Genomic DNA, 21,232 nt, shown 5'->3' with positions numbered 1-21,232 from the left:
GGACACGATGAATCGGCTGCGTCTCTCTATGTGATTGATAAGCAACACTCTGCTCATGTCATCGAACAAGCTGGTAGTGGTCGGGCAGGGCTACGTCGGCCTCCCGGTGGCGATGCGGGCCGTCGCCGTGGGCTGGCACGTCGTCGGGGTGGAGGTGGATCCCGACCGGGCCGCCCGGCTCGCGGCCGGGCGCTCCTACGTCGAGGACATCCCGGACCCAGAGCTCGCCGCGGCCCTGCGCAGCGGCCGGTACGAGCCGACCGGAGACTACGCGCGGGCCGGCGGGTTCGACGTCGCGGTGATCACGGTGCCGACCCCGCTGCGCGAGGGCGCCCCCGACCTGTCCTACATCGTCGACGCGGCCCGCAGCCTGGCGTCGCTGGTCACCGCGGGAGCCACGGTGATCCTGGAGTCGACCACCTATCCCGGGACGACCGAGGAGCTGCTCGCCCCGCTGCTCGCCGAGGGCTCCGGGCTGCGGCCCGGGGTGGACTTCCACCTCGGCTATTCCCCGGAGCGCATCGACCCGGGGAACCGGACGTGGAACCTGGTGAACACGCCCAAGGTGGTCTCCGGCACGGGCCCGGCGTCGCTGGCCGCCGTCACCGCCTTCTACGACAGCCTGATCGAGCGGACGGTCCCGGTCGCCTCGACCCGCACCGCGGAGCTGACCAAGCTGCTGGAGAACACCTTCCGCCACGTCAACATCGCGCTGGTGAACGAGCTGGCGATGTTCGCCCACGAGCTCGGCGTCGACATCTGGGAGGCGATCGACGCCGCGTCGACGAAGCCGTTCGGCTACCTGCGCTTCACCCCCGGTCCCGGCGTCGGCGGCCACTGCCTGCCCATCGACCCGTCGTACCTGTCGTGGCGGGTGCGCCGCAGCCTGGGGCGCAGCTTCCGGTTCGTCGAACTGGCCAACGACGTCAACGACCACATGCCCGATCACGTCGTACGCCGGGTGACCGAGATGCTCAACGCCCGCCACCTGCCGGTCGCGGGCAGCCGCATCCTGCTGCTGGGGCTGGCGTACAAGCGCAACACCGGCGACGCCCGCGAGGCGCCGGCGACCCGCGTCGCCGGCCTGCTGGCCGATCTCGGCGCCGAGGTGCGTGCCGCGGACCCGCACGTCGATCCGGCCCGGCTGCCGGCCCGGGTGACCCTCGTCGAGGCGGGCGCGGCCGAGCTGGCGGCGGCGGACCTCGTCGTCGTGCTCGTCGACCACGACGCCTTCGACCGCGACGCGGTGGCCCGGCACGCTCGGCTCGTGCTCGACACCCGCCGCTGGCTGCCCGGCCCCCTCGACGCCCGGCGATCAGGCCCCGCCGCCGTACGCATACCAGCTCAGGCGACCCGGCACGAAGACGCCGGACTCGCCGTGGAGTCCCTCTGACCCACCCGTACGGCGACACGCCCGAAACTCACTCGACGAAGCTAACTACTTGCAGGTAGTCGTCGGATCGCGCCTCCCCTTCCTAGGATGATCGCTGAAAGTAGCAATCAATTTATGGAAAGGAGGGATCTGATGCGAAGCTCGTTCCGCGTGGCACACCGGGTGGGACTGCGCCGGCTCACCGCCGGCGTCGTGTCCGGTGGCGTCCTCGCGGCCACCATGGTCGGTGTGGGTGGGCCCGGCCTCGGCCGTCGCCAACCCCCTGGCCTACGAGCAGTACGCCTACGGCACGCAGGTCGCGCAGGGTAGCACGGTGACGTCGGGGCCGACGTTTCCGGCCGGGATCTCCTGCACCACCCAGCCGAACCTGGGGGTGAGCGCCGGGGGTGTCGTCAACGTCCCGGGAGTGATCACGGCGGCGGCGGTGTTCCAGTCCGCGACCACCTCGGAGGTGGGGCCGAACAACAACCAGGTCGCGGTCACCCGTAGCACGGTGAGCAGCGCGAGCATCCTGGGTGGGGTGGTCGCGTTCAGTGGCCTCGCGGTCACCTCGACCGCGGTGAACACCGGGACCGCCGTCGCGAGTTCCGGCGCGGTCTCGTTGGGCAGCCTGACCGGGCTTGGTCTCCCGATCCCGGTCGGTGCGATCGCGCCGAACACGGTGATCCCCATCCCGGGCATCGGGGCGATCACGCTCAACCAGCAGACCGTCGCGGTGAACGGGATCCGCACCATCGGGGCACGGGTGCAGATCCTCGCGGGACCGAACGCCGGCCTGGACATCGCCCTGGGCTTCACCCGGTCGCGCCTCCTGCCGAAGCCGCCGGTGTTCGTCACCGGGGTGGCGTACTCCAACCTGATCGCGGCGGGTCCGCTGTCGGTGAGCCCGCTCATCGCGCAGAGCGTTCCCTGCAACGGTGGATCGACCACGGCGAACCTGGCCGGGATCAACCTGCCGGGCGTCCTCACCACCGGGGTGATCACTGCTTCGGGGGCGGCGGTCCTGGGTAATCCCACGCTGGGCGCAACGAAGATCGCGCTGGCCAACGTCAACATACTGGGTGGGTTGATCACGGCAAGTGCGATCACCTCTCAGGCGAACGTCTCGAAGGCCAACGGCCAACCCGCCGTGCTCGATTCCATCGGCACCCAGTTCGCCAACCTGACGGTCGCCGGGGTACCGATCTCGGTGAACGTGGCACCCAACACCTTCATCCCGCTGCCAGGGCTGGGGTACGTGGTGCTCAACCGTCAGATCCAGACGGCCAACGCGCTGGAGGTCCGGGCCGCCGAGGTGGTGGTTCAGGTCGCCGGTGTCCTGCCGGCAGGGGCCGTGATCCGACTGGGTGTTGCCGCGATCAACGCGTCCGACAACGGGGCCACCCCGCTGTCGGCGCCGCTCGACGGGCATGACACCAGGGCGCTGTCGTCCGGGCATGCCAGCGAGCTCTGCGCTGACGTACCGGACCCGGTGAAGTGCCTGGCGGTGAGCGACACGCTGTAACTCCGAGGGATACGCGAACCCCCGAAGGGAATACACGAACCCCCGAAGGGATGCATGAACCCGCGAGGATGCCTCCTGACCCTGGGGGTGCAGCCCCCGCGGGAGGCGGGCGGGTGGGGCGCTTTGCCCCACCCGCCCGCTCGTGCGTCCGGCGCCGGATGTCGCTCCCTGGCGCCCGAACTCTCCGCGAGTGCTGTATCTCTCTGTAGTCAAGTCATGGCTGTAGGTTGAGCACGTCGTGGAGGGAGTACCAGGGAAGGGCAGGCGCCATGCGAGTTGTCGTCGCGACGGAGGCACGGTTCCATCGGGGAGGCGACGGCAGTGCGCTGGCCCCCACGCCCGGTGAGGCCTACCCACACTGGTGCGGCTACCTCGCCGTCTTCGACGAGGTCGTGGTGCTCGCCCGGGTTGGCACGGCGTCCGACGACCCGGCTGCGACAGCATCCTTCCCGGTCGAGGGTGAGCGGGTCCGCGTCGTCGCGCTGCCGCCCTACCAGGGGCCGGCCGGCTACCTGCGCGCTGTGCGATCGCTACGTTCCGTGATTGCCGGCGGGCTCGACTCGGGCGGCCAGCTTGCTCCCAGCCCCCGGCAGCGCGCTGCGGCCGCGGCTGCGGCGCGCCGATCGTCGCCGCCCGGGCCGGTCCCGGCGCCCCGGTCGCCCGCCACCCCCGGCCCCGGGGCGCTGCCCGCCCGCGCGTCCCACGTCGTGGACACCCGCTACCTGGCGGTGATGCCAGGCATGGTCGGGGCGGCGCTCATCACCGAGCTGAGCGCTCGCGGGCTGCCCTACGCCATGGAGATCATCGGCGACGCCGAGGCGGTGGCCGGCGGGATGTTCGGCCGCTGGGCGCGCAGGCCGGCGCGGCGCTGGTTGGCCCGGCGGGCCGCGGGAGCCCAGGCGGTCGGTTACGTCACCCGCGAGACGCTGCAACGCCGCTACCCACCGGCGGCCGGAGCGTTGACGGCCGACTACGCCTACGGCCGCCTGAGCGCCCAGGACTTCACCGCGGCCCGGCCGCGTGCCGCTCGGCCGCCGATGCCGGCGACACTGGTGACGATCGGCTCGCAGGACCGCCGGTACAAGGGCCACGACATCCTGCTGACCGCGGCCGGCCTGCTCGACGCGTGGGGGCACCGGCTGCGCGTCGTCATCGTCGGCACCGGCCGCCATCACGCCGCCCTTGTCCGCGCCGCCCGGCGTGCGGGGCTCACCGACATCGTCGAGTTCGTGCCGGCGCTCGACCGGGCCGGCGTGCGCGCCGTGCTCGACGTCGCCGACCTGTTCGTCCTGCCGTCGCGGACGGAGGGCCTGCCCCGGGTGCTCATCGAGGCGATGGCCCGCGGGGTGCCCTCGATCGCCACCGCGGTCGGCGGGAACGTCGAGCTGCTCGCGCCGCAGGACCTCGTCCCGCCCGAGGATCCCGAACGGCTCGCCCGGCGGATCGCCGAGGTCCTCGCCTCGCCCGGCACGCTCGCCGCCATGTCCGCGCGAAACCGCGCCGCCGCCGAGGACTACCGCGGCGACCGGATGGCCGCGCGGGCGTCGGCCTTCTACGCGGCGATCGCCGGGGACCCGCCGGCGGTCGCCGCCGCGGCGCCGACCCTCGAGCGGGGGGTGCCGGCGGTCGCGACGCCGGCCGCATCGCCACCCGCGCGGACTCCTCAGCCGACGGGACGATCATGACTCCGGACACCACGTCCACCCCCGTCCGCACGCCACCTTCGGACGGCACGCCACCTTCGGACGGCACGGCGGCCCAGGAGACGGCGTCGGTTGCGGCGGCCACGTCCGCCCTGGAGACCACCGGACGGACGGCGCCCGAGGACACCCGCGTCGACCGGCGGCCGCAGGCCCCGACCGGGTCCGTGATCGAATCTCGCCCCGCCGCCCCGGCGGCCGGCGCGGCCACCGTGGCCACCCGGCCGGGGCCCGGCGACCCCGGCCGGCCCCGCCGCCCGGTGCGGGTGCTGGAGGTGCTGGGCCGGATGGACCGCGCCGGGGTGGAGCTGCGCGCGGTGAACCTGTTGCGTCGGCTGGATCCGGAGGAGTTCCGGCTGGAGTTCGCCGTCACCTCCGGTGCCCGGGGTTCGCTGGACACCGAGATCCGCGGCCTCGGCAGCGAGGTGTACTACTGCCGGGCCGACTGGCGGTTCGGCTGGCGGTTCCTGCGACTGCTGCGCCAGGTCCGTCCCGACGTGGTCCATTCCGCCGTGGCGACCTTCTCCGGGGTGGTGCTCGCGCTGGCCCGCCTCGGCGGTGTGCGACGGCGGGTGGCGTACTTCGTCAGCAGCGCCGACCGGCACGGCGACAGCCTGCGCGGCCGGGTTCAGCGGGCGTTCGGGCGCCTGCTGCTCGACCGGTTCGCCACCGACCTCGTCGCGGTGAGCGAGGCGGCGATGCGGGGGTTGTGGCGGGAGGACTGGCGGCTCGATCCGCGCTGCCGCGTCGTCTACAACGGAGTCGAACTGGAGCCGTCCGGGGTCGCCATCGCCGCGCGGCGCCGCGCCGAGGACCTGGCCGAGGACGACCACGACGTCGTCACCCTCGTCCACATCGCCCGCCCGGACCCGCTGAAGAACCGGGCCCGCGCCATCGAGATCCTCGCCGCGCTGCGGGCCCGCTCGGTCCATGCGCGGCTGCGCATCGTCGGCCGCCAGGACGATGCCGAGACCGCCCGACTGAGCTCGCTCGCCGACCGGCTCGGCGTCGCCGAGCACGTGGAGTTCACCGGCGAGGTCCGCGAGATCCCCCGGCTGCTCGTGGCGTCCTCGCTGCTGCTGGTCACCTCGCTGCACGAGGGGATGCCCACGGTCGTGCTGGAGGCGCTCGCGGTGGGTACCCCGGTGCTCTCGGCGGACCTGCCGGGAGTCGTCGAGATCGGCCGCCTGCTGCCCGGGGTGGCGACGCTGCCACTGGCCACGTCGGACGCCGTCTGGGCGGACACCGCCGACATGCTCACCGCGGTCCCACCGACCATCGATCAGCGCCGCGAGGCGATGCGGTTGCTGCGCCGCTCTCCGTTCACGATGGACACCTGGCAGCGCGACATCACGGCGGTGTGGTCCTAGGCGATGGCCGCCCCCAGCCGCGCCGCCCGACCGTGCCAGTCCCGGTGGCCGTATCCACCCGTCGCCGTGGCTGCCGTCCTGACCGCCCTGCCCGCACGGACCGCCCAGCCCGATCAGCCCGATCAGCCCGATCCACGGCGTCGTGTGGGCGCGGCGCCGTCCCGGCCGGCGAGCGGGGTGGCGCTCGCCGGCTGCCTGCTGGCCCTGTTCGCGGTCGCGGCCTGGTCGTCGTCGTTCGCCGAGCTGGCGGAGCACTCTGCCGCCCGGCTCAGCGTCGCGGTGGTCGCCGGCTGCGTGCTGCTGTGCGTCCGGGCCCAGCCGCGTGGGGTGTGGGCCTGCTCGTCGGTCTACCTGATCACCCTGTCGGTGTTCCACTTCGGGGTGGCGGCGCTGTTCGCCACCGGCACCTCCTTCGACCGGATCCGCGGTCAGTACGACTTCCGCTGGCTGGGCGTCTACCCGATGAGCCGGCTGTTCGCCGTGGCCACGCTGGGGGTCGTCAGCGCCGCGGTGGGCGTGGCGGCGATGACGTGCCTGCGGGCCGTGCGTGCCGGGAGCGAGAGGCCCGAGCCCGCCGCGCTCCACCCGCCGGCTGCCGCCGACCGGCCGGCCACCGTCGCGGATCGGCCGGTCGGCGCCGACCGGCTGGCCGTCGCTGCGGATCGGCCGGACCTGCGCGCGCCCGTCGGCTTCGTGCTGCTCGCGGTGTCGGTCCTCGGGCTCGTCGCGATCGTGCTCGCCACCGGCGGGATCGGTCTGCTGTTCGGCTCGTATGCCGCGGTCGGCGAGACGGCGTTGCGTGGCCCGCTGGTGCCCTACGTGCTGCTCGGGATGAGCCTGGGCCTCGTGTTGGCGGTCATCGGCGGGCCGAGCCGGTGGCGCACGGCGGCCCTGGTGGTGTTCGCCCTGTTCGCGGTCGTGGCGCTGCCGCTCGGACTGCGGGGCGAGGTGATGTTCCCGGCCGTCGCGGCGGCGGCGGTGGCCGCCCGGCGGCGCATCGTGGTGCGCGGGGTCGTCGTCCTGCTCGGCGCGGTCATCCTGCTGGCGTTGATCGGTGGGCTGCGGGAAATCCGCCAGTCCGGTCTCGCCGCCACCCGGCTCAGTGCCATCACCTTCAGCCCCGTCGACGGTATCGCCGAGCTCGGGGCCTCGATCCGTCCGATCGGCTCGGTGCTCGAATGGCGCGACGAGTTCGGCGAGCGCCCGCCCGCCGGCGCGACCTTCTACGGCCAGATCGACCGGCTGGTGTCCGGGCGGCTGCTCGGCCAGCCCCAGCCCTCCCAGTTCAGCGACGAACGGCTGTTCAACGTGCTGATGCTCGACCGGGAGGGTCCGATCGGGGGGTCGCCGATCGCCGAGGCCTATTACAACTTCGGCGCTCGCGGCGTCGTCGGCTTCCTGCTGCTGACCGGTCTCGTCGTGGCCTGGATGGACCATGGCCGGTCCGTGCGCGGGACGGACACGGCCTGCCTCGTCCTGCTCGTCCCGTTGATCACCGAGGTGCGCAACGCCTTCGCGGCGGTGCCGGTCCAGGTGGTACTCGGACTGGGTGTGCTCGGCCTGATCCGGGCCGCCGAGATCGTGGCCGCCCGCACCCCCCGCGCCGACCCCGCCCGGCCGCGGCGGGATCCGCCGCGGCCCAGTCCGGTCCGCCCGCGCCCGCCTCGTCAGCTCGGGCAGACCGGACTTCCGCCGGGGCAGGCGGTGCGACGACCGCCCGGGCCGGCAGGGCCGCAGTCCCTGCCGGCGTGGGCCGAGGCGGCGGTGGCGCTGCATGCGCCGGCCGGGGGATCGTGGACGAGGGTGCTCCCCGCACTACCCACGCCGGGTCGGAGGGTGGGCGTGGCGCACCCCTACCGCGGGATCGGCCGGGTCGGCGCGGTGGTCACCGGGTGGCTGGGACTGTCCGCCGTCGCCAGCCTGGGCCAGGCGGTGGTCACCGCGCGGATGCTGCCCCTGAGCGGGCGCGGGGCGCTGGTGGTCCTGCTGACGGTCTCCGCGCTGGGCTCGCTCGTCGGCGGTCTCGGCACCAACGTCGCGTTCCGGCACTACTTCGGCCGCGGCGACCCCCGGGTGTCCCTCGGCGACTACCTGGGGCTGTCCCTCGCCGCGACCGCACCCGCCGCCGTCCTGATCACCGTGGCGTCGCTGCAGGTGATCCACCTGTCCGGCGGGGCGCGGGTGGACGCCGGTCTGGTGCTCGCGATCGCCGTCCTCGCCGCCGCGAACCTCCTCGCCGTGCAGGTGCTCGACGCGCTCAACGCCGCCGGTTCGATCGTCCTCGCCGCCGGGCTCGTCGCCGCCGCCGGGCTCGCCCAGCTCGGGCTGCTGCTGGCCGGCCCGCGCCATCCGTCCCTGCCGCACATCCTGGTGATCCTCGCGCTGTGCTGGGCCGCGCAGGCGGCGACGGGCGTGGCGGCGCTGGCCCGCAAGGGGCTGTCCGTGCGGCCGCGGGCCGACCCGTGGGCCTGGCGGCTGCTGGTCGTCAAGGGTGTCCCCGCGCTCGGCCTCAACGTGGGCGCGACGATGGCGTTCCGGTTCGACCGGCTGCTGGTCGCAGCCTTCGGTGGGGCCGGTGCCGCCGCCGTGTACTCGATCGCCGCCGCCACCGGCGAGGCACTGCGCCTGCTGCCCGGTTCGGTCGGCCAGGTGGTCTTCCACCGCGCCGCGCGGGGCGTCCTGTCCCGCGCGGCGCTTCGGACGGTGACCCGCGGCCTGCTCGCCGTCCTGCTGGTCGCCGCGGGCGTCCTCGCGTTCGCCGCGCCGTGGCTGGTGCGGACCCTGTTCGGGCCGGGCTATGCCGCGGCGGTCACCCCGATGCGCCTGCTGCTGGTCGCCGAGCTCCTGCTGGCCCCGTTCCTGGTCGAATGTCGGGCCCTGACCGGCCTCGGCCGCACCGGCGCGGCCGGTGGCGCCGGGCTGCTCGGCCTGGCCGTGTCGCTGGCGACCTATCCGGTGCTCGTGCCCTGGTGGGGACCCGCCGGCGCCGCGGTCGGCAGCATGATCGCCTACGCGGTCATGACGGCGCTGGCCCGCCGCGCGTTGCGGGGGGAGTTCGACGCCCCGCTCGCTCTCCCCTCCCCGCAGCCGACCGTGCCGCTGACCGTGTCCCGCCCGTTCGGACCAGGCCATCCGCGCGAGCCGGGCGGTGACGAGCCGCTGCCAGTCCTCGGAAAGGGGATGCCCTGATGGCACCACACCCGGCCCGCGACACGCTCGTCGTCGAGCCGACCGCCCACGGCGGGCGGCTGGTGTTCTACCGCCAGGCGGCCGACGCCGCCTACTGGGACGAGCGGTGGGACGCCCAGCCCGCGGACTACCGCCGAGCCCGTGCGGGCCATCTCCCGCTCCACCTGCGCCGGGCGGTCCGCCGCCACCTGCGGCCGGGCGACCGGGTCCTGGAGGCCGGGTGCGGGCCGGGGCAGTTCAGCGTCGCGATGGCGGCGCAAGGATTCGCCGCCGAGGCGGTGGACTGGGCGCCGCGCACCGTCGAGCGGCTGCGCGCGGCCGCTCCCGAGATCCGCGTCTGGCGGGGCGACGTCCGCTGGCTCGACGTGCCCGACGGGCGGTACGACGCCGTCTACTCGCCCGGCGTGTGCGAGCACTTCGAGGACGGCCCGCAGGAGGTGCTGCGCGAGACCCTGCGCGTGCTGCGACCGGGCGGGATCGCGCTGGTCTCCACACCGTGCTTCAGCCCGCTGCTGCGCAGCCTGGGCCGTGGCGGCCGGGTCGGCGGCCCGGGCTCCCACGGGGGCCCGGTCTGGCTGCCGCTGCCGCTGCCGCGGGCGGGGGCGGGGGAGTTTTACCAGTACGCCTTCACCCCGGCGGAGCTGTCCGCGGTGCTGCGCGCCGTCGGTTTCGAGCAGGTGCGGGCGTATCCCTACGGCGCGCTCGCCACGGCGCTGGAGTTCACCGCTGCCGGCCGGGCCGTGTCCGCCCGCGTTCCCCGCCCGCACCTGCGGCCGCTGGAGGCCGCCCTCGACCTGTTCGGCGCGGCCCACCTGTCCGGCCGGGCCTGCCTGTGGGTGGCCCGCCGACCGGCCACGCCTCGCGTCCCGCGACCCGCGGCGGCGCCTGCCGCCCGCCCATCCACGACCCGGAAGGACCGTTCCGCATGAAGATCGCTACTTTGGTCAAGACCGGGGACGGGCCGTTGTGGATCATTCCGCACGTGCTCGCCGCGCGGGAGTCCGGCGACCAGGTGGTCGTGCTGCTGCCCGCGCCCGACCACTTCGACAGCCGGCTGGCGCGGGAGCTGACGGCGCTGGGGATCGAGGTCGTCGAGAGCCCGGCTCCCCGGCGCGGCGCGTCGCCGGCCGCGCAGCTCGTCGGGATCATCCGGCTGCGGGCGAGGCTGCGCGAGCTCGGCGTCGATGTCGTGCACTACCACCTGTACGCGTCGGCGCTGGCGGTCCGGCTCGCCACCCTGGGTACCCGGATCACCAGGGTGTACATGGTCGCGGGCCCTCTCTACCTGGACAACACGCTGATCCGGGGGGTCGAGCGGGTGCTGTGCCGGCTCGACCACCTGCTCATCGCGTCCAGCGCGGACATCCGCCGGCGGTACGCCGCGCTCGGTCTGCCGGCGCACCGGATGCGCACGCTGTCCTACGGCGTCGACCTGGAGCGCTTCAGCCCGGCCGACGGCGAGCGGCGGCGGGCGGCGCGGGCGGAGCTCGGCCTCGGCGAGGACGAGTTCGTCGCGGTCTGCGTGGCCTACTTCTACCCACCGAAGCGGCTGGTCCGTCCGGGCCAGGGCGTCAAGGGCCACGAGGTGCTCCTCGCGGCGTGGGCCCGCTTCGCCGAGCTGGGCGGGCGCGGGACGCTGATCCTGCTCGGTGGGGGCTACGGCGAGGCCGGTGAGAGCTACCGCGAGCAGGTCCGGGCATGGGCCGCCCGGCTGCCCGGCGCCGACCGGGTCCGCTGGGTCGACAGCGTCACCGACGTCCGGCCGTTCTACGCCGCCGCGGACGTCAACGTCGTGTCGTCGTGGTCGGAGAGCTACGGCGCCGGGGCCGAGGCGTCCGCGTGCGGGGTGCCCTCCGTCGCCACCGCGGCCGGCGGGCTGCCGGAACTGGTCGACGAGGAGACCGGCTGGCTCGTCGGGCTCGGCGACGCCGTGGCGATGGCCGCCGCCCTGCAGGAGGCGGCTGCCGGCCGGCGCACGCCCGCGGCCCGCCGCCGCGGTGAGGCGGCCCGGTTGCGGGCGGAGAAGCTGCTCGACCGCCGGGCGCTCAGCCACGATGTGGTGGCGGCGCTGCACCACGCCACCCGCGTGCGGCACACGCCGGGCCAGTGGCTGCACCGGGCTCCGTCCCCGTCGTCCCCGAAGCCCTCCACGGTCCAGCCGTCCCCGTCGTCCCTGTCGCTCCCCGTTGGCGCGTCGGTCCGTCGGCCCGGGCCGGACCGGCCCGGCGCGGGGGCGCTGGCCGGCCGGGTCCGCCTGTCGCCGCTGGCGGCGCTGCCCGGCCGGGCGCTGCGGGCGGCCTTCCGCACCTACCTGCTGCGAACCGACCCGGTGGGCTACGCCCGCAGCATCGGGGTGCGGCTCGGCGCGGACTGCCGGCTCATCGGGGTCACCGCCGCCACCTTCGGCACCGAGCCCTACCTGATCAGGCTGGGTGACCGGGTGGCCATCGCGGGCGGCGTCCGGTTCATCACGCACGACGGCGCGGCCACCCGGATGCGCCGGCAGCATCCCGACATCGACGTGGTCGCGCCCATCAGGGTCGGCCACGACACGGCGATCGGGATGAACACGATCATCATGCCGGGCGTCACGATCGGCTCCGACGTGGTGATCGCAGCCGGCTCCGTGGTGATGCGCGACGTGCCGGCGCGGTCCCTGGCCGCCGGGGCGCCGGCCCGGGTGGTGACCGACGTCGAGCAGTGGGAGCGGCGGATGCTCGCCCGGTCGGTGGGCACCGGGGCGATGAGCCCGCAGCGCAAGCGGCAGGTGTTCCTCGACCGGTTCGCGGCGGAGCTCGCGGCGGATCCGTCTGATATTGTTAGCGCTGCTAATTAAATGGCGGCACGTCCTCCCGGGTTCGCCGTACGGTGGGTTCCGGCGTCCCCGCCGCGGCGGGCGGGACCGATCGAGCCTCGGTGGCGCGGTCGCGTCGGCTGTGTCACAACCCCTCGGGCGCGATCCCGCAAGGCGGGAAATGCCAGGATGGACACGAGCCGGCCGAGGATGGCCGACGCCGCGGGCGGCCCTGCGCCTACGCCAGCCGCCGTCGGCGGCGTCGCCATGGCGTAGCCGCAGGGGCGCGACCATGGTGGCAAGCCCCGCCGCCCGCGGGTGACGGACGGCGGGTCATGAGGAGGAGAACGATGGACAGCTTCGGCAGTACCGGATCGCTCGCGGTGGGTGATCGCACCTACACGATCAGGCGGCTGGACGCGGTGCCCGGGGCCGATCGACTCCCCTACAGCCTGAAGGTGCTGCTGGAGAACCTTCTGCGCACCGAGGACGGCGCCAACATCACCGCGGACCACGTCCGGGCGCTGGCGAACTGGGACCCGGCGGCGGCACCGAGCCAGGAGATCCAGTTCACCCCCGCCCGCGTGATCATGCAGGACTTCACCGGCGTCCCCTGTGTGGTCGACCTCGCTGCCATGCGCGAGGCGATGGCCGCCCTCGGGGGCGACCCGGCGAAGATCAACCCGCTGGCGCCGGCCGAGCTCGTGATCGACCACTCGATCATCGCCGACCACTTCGGCCGGCCGGACGCCTTCGAACTCAACGCCGCGCTGGAGTTCAGCCGCAACCGGGAGCGCTACCAGTTCCTGCGCTGGGGCCAGGCGGCGTTCGACAACTTCACCGTCGTCCCGCCGAACACCGGCATCGTGCACCAGGTCAACCTGGAGCACCTGGCCCGGGTGGTGTTCACCAAGGACACCCCCGAGGGCACGCTGGCCTACCCGGACACCCTGGTGGGCACGGACAGCCACACCACGATGATCAACGGCCTGGGCGTGCTCGGCTGGGGCGTCGGCGGCATCGAGGCCGAGGCCGCGATGCTCGGCCAGCCCGTGAGCATGCTGATCCCGACGGTCGTCGGCTTCAAGCTGACCGGCGAACTGCCCGCCGGCACGACGGCCACCGACATGGTCCTCGTGATCACCGAGCAGCTCCGTCGGCACGGTGTCGTCGGCCGCTTCGTCGAGTTCTACGGCGAGGGCGTCACCAACGTCCCGCTGGCCAACCGGGCGACCATCGGCAACATGAGCCCCGAGTACGGCTCCACCTGCGCGATCTTCCCGGTCGACGACGAGACGCTGAACTACCTGCGCCTGTCCGGCCGCCCGGCGGAGCAGGTGGCGCTGGTCGAGGCGTACGCCAAGGAGCAGGGGCTCTGGCACGACCCGAGCCGAGAGGCCGCCTACACCACCACTCTGGAGCTCGACCTGTCGACGGTCGTGCCGTCGCTGGCCGGGCCGAAGCGGCCGCAGGACCGGGTGCCGCTGTCGAACGCGAAGCAGGCGTTCCGCGCGGCCCTGGTCAACTACGCGCAGCCCTCGGCGTTCACCAACGGTGGCGCGGACGAGGCCGACGCCGAGTCGTTCCCCGCCTCCGACCCGGCGGCGGCGTTCGAGGACAAGCCGTCGGACGCCCCCATCTCGGTGAACGCCGTCGCCGGCGACATCACCAGCCGGCCCGCCAACCCGACGTCGGTCACCCTCGCCGACGGCACGACGGTGGAGATCGACCACGGGGCCGTCGCGGTCGCGGCGATCACCTCCTGCACCAACACCTCGAACCCGCAGGTCATGGTGGGTGCGGCGCTGCTGGCCCGCAACGCCGTGGAGAAGGGGCTGACCCGCAAGCCGTGGGTCAAGACGACGCTGGCCCCGGGCTCCAAGGTCGTCATGGACTACTACGAGCGCGCCGGGCTCGTGCCGTACCTGGACAAGGTCGGCTTCAACCTGGTCGGCTTCGGCTGCACCACCTGCATCGGCAACTCCGGCCCGCTGCCGGAGGAGATCAGCGCGGCGGTGAACGACGCCGACCTCGCGGTGGTCAGCGTGCTGTCCGGCAACCGCAACTTCGAGGGCCGGATCAACCCCGACGTCAAGATGAACTACCTGGCGTCCCCGCCGCTGGTCGTCGCCTACGCGCTGGCCGGGACGATGGACATCAACCTCGACACCGACCCGCTCGGCCACGGCAGCGACGGCCAGCCGGTGTACCTGCGCGACATCTGGCCGAGCGAGGCCGAGGTGTCCGCGGTCGTCGCGGACGCGATCCAGTCGGAGATGTTCGAGTCGGACTACGCCGACCTGTCCGGCGACGAGCGCTGGCGCTCGCTGCCGGTCGGCGACGGCGGCGAGGTGTCGCGGACGTTCGCCTGGGCTGACGACTCGACCTACGTCCGTCACCCTCCGTACTTCGAGGGTATGGCGACCAAGCCCGAGGCGCGCACGGACATCATCGACGCCCGTGTGCTCGCGGTGCTGGGGGACTCGGTCACCACCGACCACATCTCCCCGGCCGGTTCGATCAAGAAGGACTCGCCGGCCGGCCGTTACCTCGCCGAGCACGGCGTCGCGCCCGGCGACTTCAACTCCTACGGGTCGCGGCGCGGCAACCACGAGGTGATGATCCGCGGCACGTTCGCCAACATCCGGCTGCGTAACCGGCTGGCGCCCGGCACCGAGGGTGGCGTCACCCGGCACCTGCCCGACGGCCAGGAGATGGCGATCTACGACGCGGCCCAGAAGTACGCCGCCGAGGGCGTGCCGCTGGTCGTGCTCGCCGGCAAGGAGTACGGCTCGGGCTCGTCGCGCGACTGGGCGGCCAAGGGCACCTCGCTGCTCGGCGTGCGCGCCGTCATCGCCGAGTCGTACGAGCGGATCCACCGCTCCAACCTGATCGGCATGGGCGTGCTGCCCCTGCAGTTCCCGGCGGGCCAGTCGGTGGAGTCGCTCGGCCTGACCGGTGAGGAGTCGTTCACGATCACCGGTCTCGCCGACGTCGACGAGAAGACGCCGGCGATCACCGTCCGCGCGGGGGACAAGACCTTCGACGCGGTCGTGCGCATCGACACCCCCGGCGAGGCGGAGTACTACCGCCACGGCGGCATCCTGCTCTACGTCCTGCGCTCGCTGCTCTAGTCGAAGCGATCGACCCCGGCCGGGGACCGTCCCGGCCGGGGTCGAGAAGCTCGTCCCACGCGAGCCCGGACGGACGACCCATGTTCACCTTCCAACGCATGCCGGTGGAGTACGCGCCGGGAGAAGGCGCTCGAAGGTGACGCGTCGGGTCAGTAGACTGGACGGCAGCGTCGCGTGCCGTCGAGCGTTCCGGTTCCGGCATGGAGGCGTGGGACCGAATGGGGTCGGCATGACCGTTCGTTTCAACCACACCATCGTCGCAGCACGCGACAGGCACGAGTCGGCGACCTTTCTCAGCCGGCTGCTCTCACTGCCCGCGCCGGTACCTGCCGGACATTTTCTGGCCGTCCAACTCGCCGACGGCGTCACTCTGGACTACGCCGACACCGGCACCGAGTTCTCGGCCCAGCACTATGCCTTCCTGGTCTCGGACGAGGTTTTCGACGCCGCGATCGAGCGGATCCGGACGCAGGGCGTCGAGCACTGGGCGGACCCGGCGCGACAGCACCCAGGTGAGACAAACACCAACGACGGCGGCCGGGGCGTCTACTTCCAGGACCCGGGCGGCCACTTCATGGAAATCATCACCGTGCCGTACGGCGGTTTCTGACGGTCGACAACCGTACCTCGTCGCACTATTGGGCCCTGCACCATCGTGCGACCGACGGTCCACACTGGCGTCCCGTACACCGGAGATGACCGCACGGGCAGTTGCCTGCGCCTGACCTTCACCTTCCTGGTCTCCGTCGCTGCCGCCGACGGCCGCGATCATCCGCTGCCGCGCGCCGAGCTCCGGTGGACGGCGTCAAGGGCCAGCGTGAGTAGCCGGCCGGCCTGGTCGGCATTGTCGCCGCGGGCCGTGGCCAGGGCGATCCCGACGACAAGCTGGACGAGATCGTCAGGGGTCAGGTCGGGGCGGGCTGTACCTGCCTGCTGGGCGCGCTCGAGGAGGCCGGCTGCGGCATCCACGATGACTCGGTGGCAGTCCGCGACCCACGGCTCGATTTCCTCGACCATGAAGGCGCCGGCGAGGCCCTGGTTCACATGGACATGGACGAGGAACAGGCGCAACCAGGCCGACAGCGCGCCGTCAGCCGATTCGATGGCCGACAGCTCCGCCGCCCGCCGGCACAGCGTCTCGATCCGGTCGGCGAGGACGGCCTGCAACAAGGCGGCCCGGGTCGGGAAGTGCCGGTAGAGAGTTCCCTGTCCAACGCCGGCCCGGCGGGCGATCTCGACGAGGGACACGTCCGGTCCGGCCTCCTCGAACGCCTCGCGCGCGACGGTGAGCAGGAGCTCCCGATTGCGCCGGGCATCCGCGCGCGGCGGGCGTTGCCCGGGGGCTCGCCCGGCCGGTGTCGCCATCGCGTCCTCCTCTCGCCACCGAACGTAGACAACCGGACAAGGTGTCCGTATTGTAGTCGGCATTAACCGGACAGCATGTCCGGATATCCGACCTGAAGGAGCATGGTGGCAGCGCACCCAGGACACGAGCTCGGCGGCATCGGTGTCTGGACCTTCGCCTTCGAGGGCCAGCCGGCCAACCGGGTGCGGGAGGCCGCGGCGGAGATCGAGGAGCTGGGCTACGGCGCCATCTGGTACGGGGAGGCGTTCGGTCGGGACACGGTGGGCCAGGCGTGGCTGCTGCTGTCGGCCACCCGGAGAATCACCGTCGCGTCCGGGATCGCGAACATCGCGTTTCGCGACCCGATCGCCATGGCGACCGCGGCCCGCACGCTGGGCGAGGCGTTCCCGGGGCGCTACCTGCTCGGTCTCGGTGGCCACCGGATCGACGACACCGTCCACCTGATGGACGGCTATCCCATGCCGGCCCTGGGCAGGGCGGTCTCGACGATGGACGCCTACCTGGCGGCCATGGACGCCGTCCCCGCCCACAGCCCGTCGCCGCAGGTGGCCGTGCGCCGCGTGCTGGCAGCCCTCGGCCCGAAGATGCTGTCGTTGGCGGCGGAGCGGACCTGGGGGGCGCACCCGTACTTCGTGCCCGTCGAGCACACCCGGCGGGCCCGCGAGATCATGGGCCCGCAGGCGTTTCTCGGTGTGGAGCAGGCTGTCGTCCTGGATTCCGACATCGACCGCGCCCGGGAGGTCGCCACCGCGCACGTCGCCGCATATGTCGCGATGGAGTCACATCAGACGGCGAATCTGCGGCGCCTCGGCTTCGGCGACGACGACATCCTCGGCGGCCCGAGCCGCCGCCTCGTCGACGCCATCGTCGCGTACGGAGACGACCAGACGATCCACGATCGGGTGCGCCGACACTTCGACGCAGGCGCGAACCACGTCGGCATCCAGGTCCTCACCACCGACCCGGCCGCGCTGCCTGACCACCAGTGGCGCGAGCTCGCGCCGGCGCTGCGCCAGGCTGCGACCGCGCAGTAGACGCGATCCTGCGCCCGGGTCGCGGTCCGCGCGGCGACGGCATGGGCCGGGTCGGATCTGGGTGGGGATCGACGCGGGCCGTCGGACCCGTGACTAGTCGGGCCAGGCGGCCAGCGCGGCGGTGACGACGTGATCGAGTTCGGCGTGGGTGGCGCCGTCGCGGGCGAGGCCCGACATGCCCTGCAGGGTGGCCGCGTAGAAGCTCGCGAGGGCGTGGGCGTCCGTCTCGGGTGGCATTTCGCGGTCGCGGATGCCGGCGGAGATGCGTTGCGTGAGGGCCTGCCGCCCCTGCGCCCGGATGCCGCGTAGCTCGGCCTGGACGTCGTAGGAGCGCGGCGCGCAGTTGGTCGCTGCGCTGATGACGAGGCAGCCGGACGGGTGGCCGGGCTCGGTGTAGGCGGCTGCCGCGGCTCGAAGGAGCCGCTCGACCGCCTCGCGGGCGGTGGACGCCCCGTCGAGTGCTGTGGCGGTGAAGCGTGCCGGCCCCTGAAGGTAGCGGCGGACCGCCGCGGTGAACAGGGACCGCTTGTCGCCGAACGCCGCGTAGAGGCTGGAGGCGGTGATTCCCATCGCCTCGGTGAGCGCGGTGATCGAGGTCGCGTCGTAGCCGTGCTGCCAGAACACCAGGAGCGCCTGTTCGAGGGCGGTCTCACGATCGAACGCGCGCGGTCTGCCCGGGGTCACTCCCGAATTCTACAGCGATCGCTCCAGAATTGGGGTATCGTTCTGGAACGTTCTCTACAGAATGAGGTTAGTCGTGGTCACTGTGGGACTTCTGATCCGGCTCGAGGCCAAGCCTGGCAGGGAGGAGGAAGTCGCGAGACTGCTGACGTCCGCGGTTGCCATGGTCAACGACGAGGCGAAGACCCCGGTGTGGCTCGGGGTGCGCTTCGGCTCGGCCGCCTTCGGCGTGTTTGACGCCTTTCCGGATGACGCCGCGCGGCAGGCTCACCTGTCGAGGAACCTCGGCGCGCTCCAGGCCGCCGCGGCGGAGCTCTGCGTCGCCGCACCGACGATCGAACCCGCCGACGTCCTCGCCGCAAAGCTTCCAGGCCAGGGCATCCGGTCTGGCTGACGGGCTGCGTACGGCACGGGCTGTCCCCTCGGGTCGGGCCCGGATCGTGATGCGCTCTGGGTTATCTGAAAACTACAGACAGTGATACCTTCCCCCTGTGAGGCAGCCCCGGGCCGCCCGGCGATCGTCCGGGCGGGCCCTCGGCCGCTGGTGTCGACGCGTTGCGCCAGGGGGAATCCGATGCCGCGTGGTACTCCGGAGCAGAGTGGGCCCTCCGTACCGACGGTTCCGTCGGGGCTGCCCGGCGAGCGGGTCAAACCGCTGGTGCCCCAGCCCAGCGGGCCGCAGCCCCGCCGCCCGTCGCTGACCGCCTCCCGGTCGGCGTCCGCCGTGTCGCGGGCGGCCGGCCCGACCGGGCGCCGCCTGCGGGTGCTGGTGGTGGTGGGCACCCGACCGGAGGTGGTCAAGCTCAGCCGGGTCGTCGCCGCCCTCGACCGGGCCGTCGACCTGCGCCTCGTCCATACCGGGCAGAACTACGACCATGAACTCAACCAGGTCTTCTTCGAAGAACTCGGCATCCGCCGGCCGGACCACGTCCTCGACGCCGCCGGGCCCACCCCCGCCGAGACGATCAGCCGGTTGATCTCCCGGCTGGACCCGATTCTCGCCGCGGAGGCCCCCGACGCCGTGCTCATCTACGGCGACACGAACACCTGCTACGCCGCGATCGCCGCCAAACGTCGCCGGATCCCCGTGTTCCACCTGGAGGCCGGCAACCGCTGCTTCGACCAGCGGGTCCCGGAGGAGATCAACCGGCGGGTCGCCGACCAGCTCAGCGACGTCCACCTGGCCCTGACCGAACGGGCCCGCGGGCACCTGCTCGCCGAGGGGCTGCCCGCCCAGCGGATCTTCGTGGTCGGCTCCCCGGTCAAGGAGGTGCTCACCCACTACGCCCCGCTCATCGACACCTCGTCGGCACTCACCACCCTCGGCGTGCAGGCGGGGCGCTACCTGCTCGCCAGCGTCCACCGCGAGGAGAACGTCGACCGGCCCGAGGCGCTGTCGGCCATGCTGGAGACCCTCAACCGGCTGGCGGCCCGCTACCGACTTCCGGTGATCGTCTCGACCCACCCGCGGACCCGGGACCGGCTCGGCGCGCTACGCCGCTCGGGGCGGGCACCCCTGCTCGACGACCGGGTCCGCTTCTGCCGGCCCTTCGGCTTCTGCGACTACATCGCGCTGCAGCGGGCCGCCCTGTGCGTGCTCTCCGACAGCGCCACCCTGACCGAGGAGGCCTCGCTCGTCGGCTTCCCCGCCGTGCTCGTCCGCGAGGCGCACGAGCGGCCGGAGGGCATGGACCGCGGGGTGCTCGTCGCCAGCGTGCTGCGCCCGGAGCGGATCCTCGACGCCGTCGAGCTGATCGTGCGGGAGGCCGAGAGCGACCGCCGGGCGCGGGTCGTCCCCGACTACGACGCCGACGACGTCTCCCGCCGGGTGGTGCACATCATCGTCAGCTACGTCGACCACGTCCGGCGGACCGTCTGGTACGGCGACACCGGCTCCAGCGCCGGGCCGAATCCCGCCGCCCCCGCCACGACCGCGGACAGCCGCTGACCCACAGATCAGGGATCACAGTCAGGGATCTCCCCGACCCGCCGACCGGCCATGACGGCCTGGCCGGGGCGTGAACCCGGCGAGGCCGCCCCCGCCCCCGCCGCTGCCGCTGCCCCGCCCGCGGGCCGCGGGCGGGGCAGCGGGCGGGGGGTCAGTCGCGGTCGGCCGGGGGGTCCTCGGCGAGCAGGTCCGTGAGCGGGCCGAACAGCGCCGGCGGGGCGGCGACGGTGAGGTCCTCGGTCGCCGGCCGGCCGTGCAGCCCGCCGACCCGCAGGCCCGCCTCGGCCGCGACCAGCCCGCCGGCGGCATGGTCCCACGGCTTGAGGCCGCGTTCGTAGTAGGCGTCGACGAGGCCGCCGGCGGCGGCGCACAGATCCAGCGACGCCGCGCCCATCCGGCGGATGTCGCGGACCCGGGGTACCACCCTGGTGAGCACCGCGGCCTGGGCGGCGCGGCGGGACTCCAGGTAGCCGAAACCGGTCGCGACGAGGGCGCCGGCCAGGGTCGTCACCGTCGACCCGGTCAGCGGCGTGCCGTCGCGGAAGGCGCCGCCGCCGCGGACGGCCGTGTAGGTCGTGCCCATCGCCGGGGCGTGCACCACCCCGGCGACGACCTCGCCGTCGACCTCCGCGGCGATCGACACCGCCCAGTTCGGCAGTCGGTAGAGGAAGTTCACCGTGCCGTCGAGCGGATCGACGATCCAGCGCACGCCGGTCGACCCGGCGGAGTCGGATCCTTCCTCGCCGAGCAGGCCGTCGCCCGGACGCAGCTCGTCGAGCCGGCGGGCCACCAGCGCCTCGGAGGCGCGATCCAGGGCGGTGACCACGTCGGTGGGGGAGGACTTCGTCGTCTCCGCGGCGACCGCGCCCTCGCGGCCCCGAGCAAGCAGCTCGCCGGCCTCGCGGGCGATCGTCAGCGCGACGTCGAGCAGGATGTCCGGGTCTGGCAGGTCGCTCATCGGTCGGCGCTCCGGGGCTCGGGCTCTGGTTCGGCTTCGGAATGGCGGCCGGCTTCGGGACGGCGGCCGGCCTCGGGACAGCGGCCGGCGTCGGCGGGGCAGGGCGGTCCGCTCACGGGCTCATCCTGCCAAGGTGGCGTCGCACGCGAGCATCCCGGCGG

15 protein-coding genes are annotated in these 21,232 nt (G+C 73.4%); 12 read left to right on the top strand and 3 right to left on the bottom strand.

What is annotated here, in order from left to right; all coding sequences use genetic code 11:
* The first annotated feature begins 55 nt into the window (after positions 1-55).
* The 9 genes from AC5R91_RS10415 to AC5R91_RS10375 all read left to right on the top strand — a co-directional run bounded on the left by AC5R91_RS10415 (position 56) and on the right by AC5R91_RS10375 (position 15,694).
* Positions 56-1,393 (top strand): nucleotide sugar dehydrogenase, encoded by a 1,338-nt coding sequence (locus tag AC5R91_RS10415; protein ID WP_495396943.1) that lies wholly within the window; start codon positions 56-58, stop codon positions 1,391-1,393.
* Positions 1,394-1,625: 232 nt separating this feature from the next.
* Entirely contained in the window at positions 1,626-2,897 is a 1,272-nt protein-coding gene (locus tag AC5R91_RS10410; RefSeq protein WP_495396942.1) for a choice-of-anchor P family protein, read from the top strand.
* Positions 2,898-3,166: 269 nt separating this feature from the next.
* Positions 3,167-4,582, top strand: coding sequence for a glycosyltransferase (locus AC5R91_RS10405; RefSeq protein ID WP_495396941.1), 1,416 nt, complete (start codon positions 3,167-3,169; stop codon positions 4,580-4,582).
* Positions 4,579-5,967, top strand: coding sequence for a glycosyltransferase (locus AC5R91_RS10400; RefSeq protein WP_495396940.1), 1,389 nt, complete (start codon positions 4,579-4,581; stop codon positions 5,965-5,967). Before AC5R91_RS10405 ends, AC5R91_RS10400 begins: the two co-directional genes overlap by 4 nt.
* Before the next feature lie 3 nt (positions 5,968-5,970).
* Positions 5,971-9,156, top strand: a complete 3,186-nt coding sequence (gene wzy, locus AC5R91_RS10395; RefSeq protein ID WP_495396939.1) for an O-antigen polysaccharide polymerase Wzy — start codon at positions 5,971-5,973, stop codon at positions 9,154-9,156.
* Positions 9,156-10,085 carry a class I SAM-dependent methyltransferase gene (locus tag AC5R91_RS10390; RefSeq protein ID WP_495396938.1) on the top strand — a complete coding sequence of 310 codons (930 nt, stop codon included), beginning with the start codon at positions 9,156-9,158 and terminating at the stop codon, positions 10,083-10,085. Before wzy ends, AC5R91_RS10390 begins: the two co-directional genes overlap by 1 nt.
* A complete protein-coding gene (locus AC5R91_RS10385; RefSeq protein WP_495396937.1) occupies positions 10,082-11,992 on the top strand; it encodes a glycosyltransferase in 1,911 nt (636 codons plus the stop codon). Before AC5R91_RS10390 ends, AC5R91_RS10385 begins: the two co-directional genes overlap by 4 nt.
* Before the next feature lie 308 nt (positions 11,993-12,300).
* The gene (locus tag AC5R91_RS10380) at positions 12,301-15,084 is read left to right on the top strand and encodes an aconitate hydratase (protein ID WP_495396936.1); all 2,784 of its coding nucleotides are present in this window, start codon (positions 12,301-12,303) and stop codon (positions 15,082-15,084) included.
* A 229-nt stretch (positions 15,085-15,313) separates the two neighbouring features.
* Positions 15,314-15,694, top strand: a complete 381-nt coding sequence (locus AC5R91_RS10375) for a VOC family protein (RefSeq protein ID WP_495396935.1) — start codon at positions 15,314-15,316, stop codon at positions 15,692-15,694.
* A gap of 158 nt (positions 15,695-15,852) precedes the next feature.
* Here the strand turns inward: AC5R91_RS10375 and AC5R91_RS10370 are convergent, their stop codons facing one another.
* Positions 15,853-16,449, bottom strand: coding sequence for a TetR/AcrR family transcriptional regulator (locus tag AC5R91_RS10370; RefSeq protein ID WP_495396934.1), 597 nt, complete (start codon positions 16,447-16,449; stop codon positions 15,853-15,855).
* 102 nt (positions 16,450-16,551) lie between these two features.
* On the opposite strand from AC5R91_RS10370, the gene AC5R91_RS10365 reads away from it, so the two are divergent.
* Positions 16,552-17,484 (top strand): TIGR03620 family F420-dependent LLM class oxidoreductase, encoded by a 933-nt coding sequence (locus AC5R91_RS10365; protein ID WP_495396933.1) that lies wholly within the window; start codon positions 16,552-16,554, stop codon positions 17,482-17,484.
* A gap of 93 nt (positions 17,485-17,577) precedes the next feature.
* Here AC5R91_RS10365 and AC5R91_RS10360 read toward each other — a convergent pair whose 3' ends face one another.
* On the bottom strand, positions 17,578-18,168 hold the full coding sequence (locus tag AC5R91_RS10360) for a TetR/AcrR family transcriptional regulator (RefSeq protein WP_495396932.1): 591 nt from the start codon (positions 18,166-18,168) through the stop codon (positions 17,578-17,580).
* 73 nt (positions 18,169-18,241) lie between these two features.
* Between AC5R91_RS10360 and AC5R91_RS10355 the strand changes: the two genes are divergently transcribed.
* Positions 18,242-18,559, top strand: a complete 318-nt coding sequence (locus AC5R91_RS10355) for a putative quinol monooxygenase (RefSeq protein ID WP_495396931.1) — start codon at positions 18,242-18,244, stop codon at positions 18,557-18,559.
* 180 nt (positions 18,560-18,739) lie between these two features.
* Positions 18,740-20,113, top strand: coding sequence for a non-hydrolyzing UDP-N-acetylglucosamine 2-epimerase (gene wecB / locus AC5R91_RS10350; protein WP_495396930.1), 1,374 nt, complete (start codon positions 18,740-18,742; stop codon positions 20,111-20,113).
* Between the two features lie 151 nt (positions 20,114-20,264).
* On the opposite strand, the gene AC5R91_RS10345 is transcribed toward wecB, so the two are convergent.
* Positions 20,265-21,071: an inositol monophosphatase family protein gene (locus tag AC5R91_RS10345; protein WP_495396929.1), complete on the bottom strand. Its 807-nt coding sequence runs from the start codon at positions 21,069-21,071 to the stop codon at positions 20,265-20,267.
* Positions 21,072-21,232 lie beyond the last annotated feature (161 nt).

The organism is Frankia sp. BMG5.60 (assembly GCF_059428125.1).
This window is presented reverse-complemented; position numbering and strand designations above follow the sequence as displayed.

What these genes read in the sequence shown, in the direction of transcription:
- AC5R91_RS10370 (WP_495396934.1), bottom strand. Translation starts at nt 16,449, where the DNA reads ATGGCGACACCGGCCGGGCGAGCCCCCGGGCAACGCCCGCCGCGCGCG.
- AC5R91_RS10405 (WP_495396941.1), top strand. Translation starts at nt 3,167, where the DNA reads ATGCGAGTTGTCGTCGCGACGGAGGCACGGTTCCATCGGGGAGGCGAC.
- AC5R91_RS10345 (WP_495396929.1), bottom strand. Translation starts at nt 21,071, where the DNA reads ATGAGCGACCTGCCAGACCCGGACATCCTGCTCGACGTCGCGCTGACG.
- AC5R91_RS10365 (WP_495396933.1), top strand. Translation starts at nt 16,552, where the DNA reads ATGGTGGCAGCGCACCCAGGACACGAGCTCGGCGGCATCGGTGTCTGG.
- AC5R91_RS10385 (WP_495396937.1), top strand. Translation starts at nt 10,082, where the DNA reads ATGAAGATCGCTACTTTGGTCAAGACCGGGGACGGGCCGTTGTGGATC.
- AC5R91_RS10400 (WP_495396940.1), top strand. Translation starts at nt 4,579, where the DNA reads ATGACTCCGGACACCACGTCCACCCCCGTCCGCACGCCACCTTCGGAC.
- AC5R91_RS10390 (WP_495396938.1), top strand. Translation starts at nt 9,156, where the DNA reads ATGGCACCACACCCGGCCCGCGACACGCTCGTCGTCGAGCCGACCGCC.
- AC5R91_RS10375 (WP_495396935.1), top strand. Translation starts at nt 15,314, where the DNA reads ATGACCGTTCGTTTCAACCACACCATCGTCGCAGCACGCGACAGGCAC.
- wzy (WP_495396939.1), top strand. Translation starts at nt 5,971, where the DNA reads ATGGCCGCCCCCAGCCGCGCCGCCCGACCGTGCCAGTCCCGGTGGCCG.
- AC5R91_RS10415 (WP_495396943.1), top strand. Translation starts at nt 56, where the DNA reads ATGTCATCGAACAAGCTGGTAGTGGTCGGGCAGGGCTACGTCGGCCTC.
- AC5R91_RS10380 (WP_495396936.1), top strand. Translation starts at nt 12,301, where the DNA reads ATGGACAGCTTCGGCAGTACCGGATCGCTCGCGGTGGGTGATCGCACC.
- wecB (WP_495396930.1), top strand. Translation starts at nt 18,740, where the DNA reads ATGCCGCGTGGTACTCCGGAGCAGAGTGGGCCCTCCGTACCGACGGTT.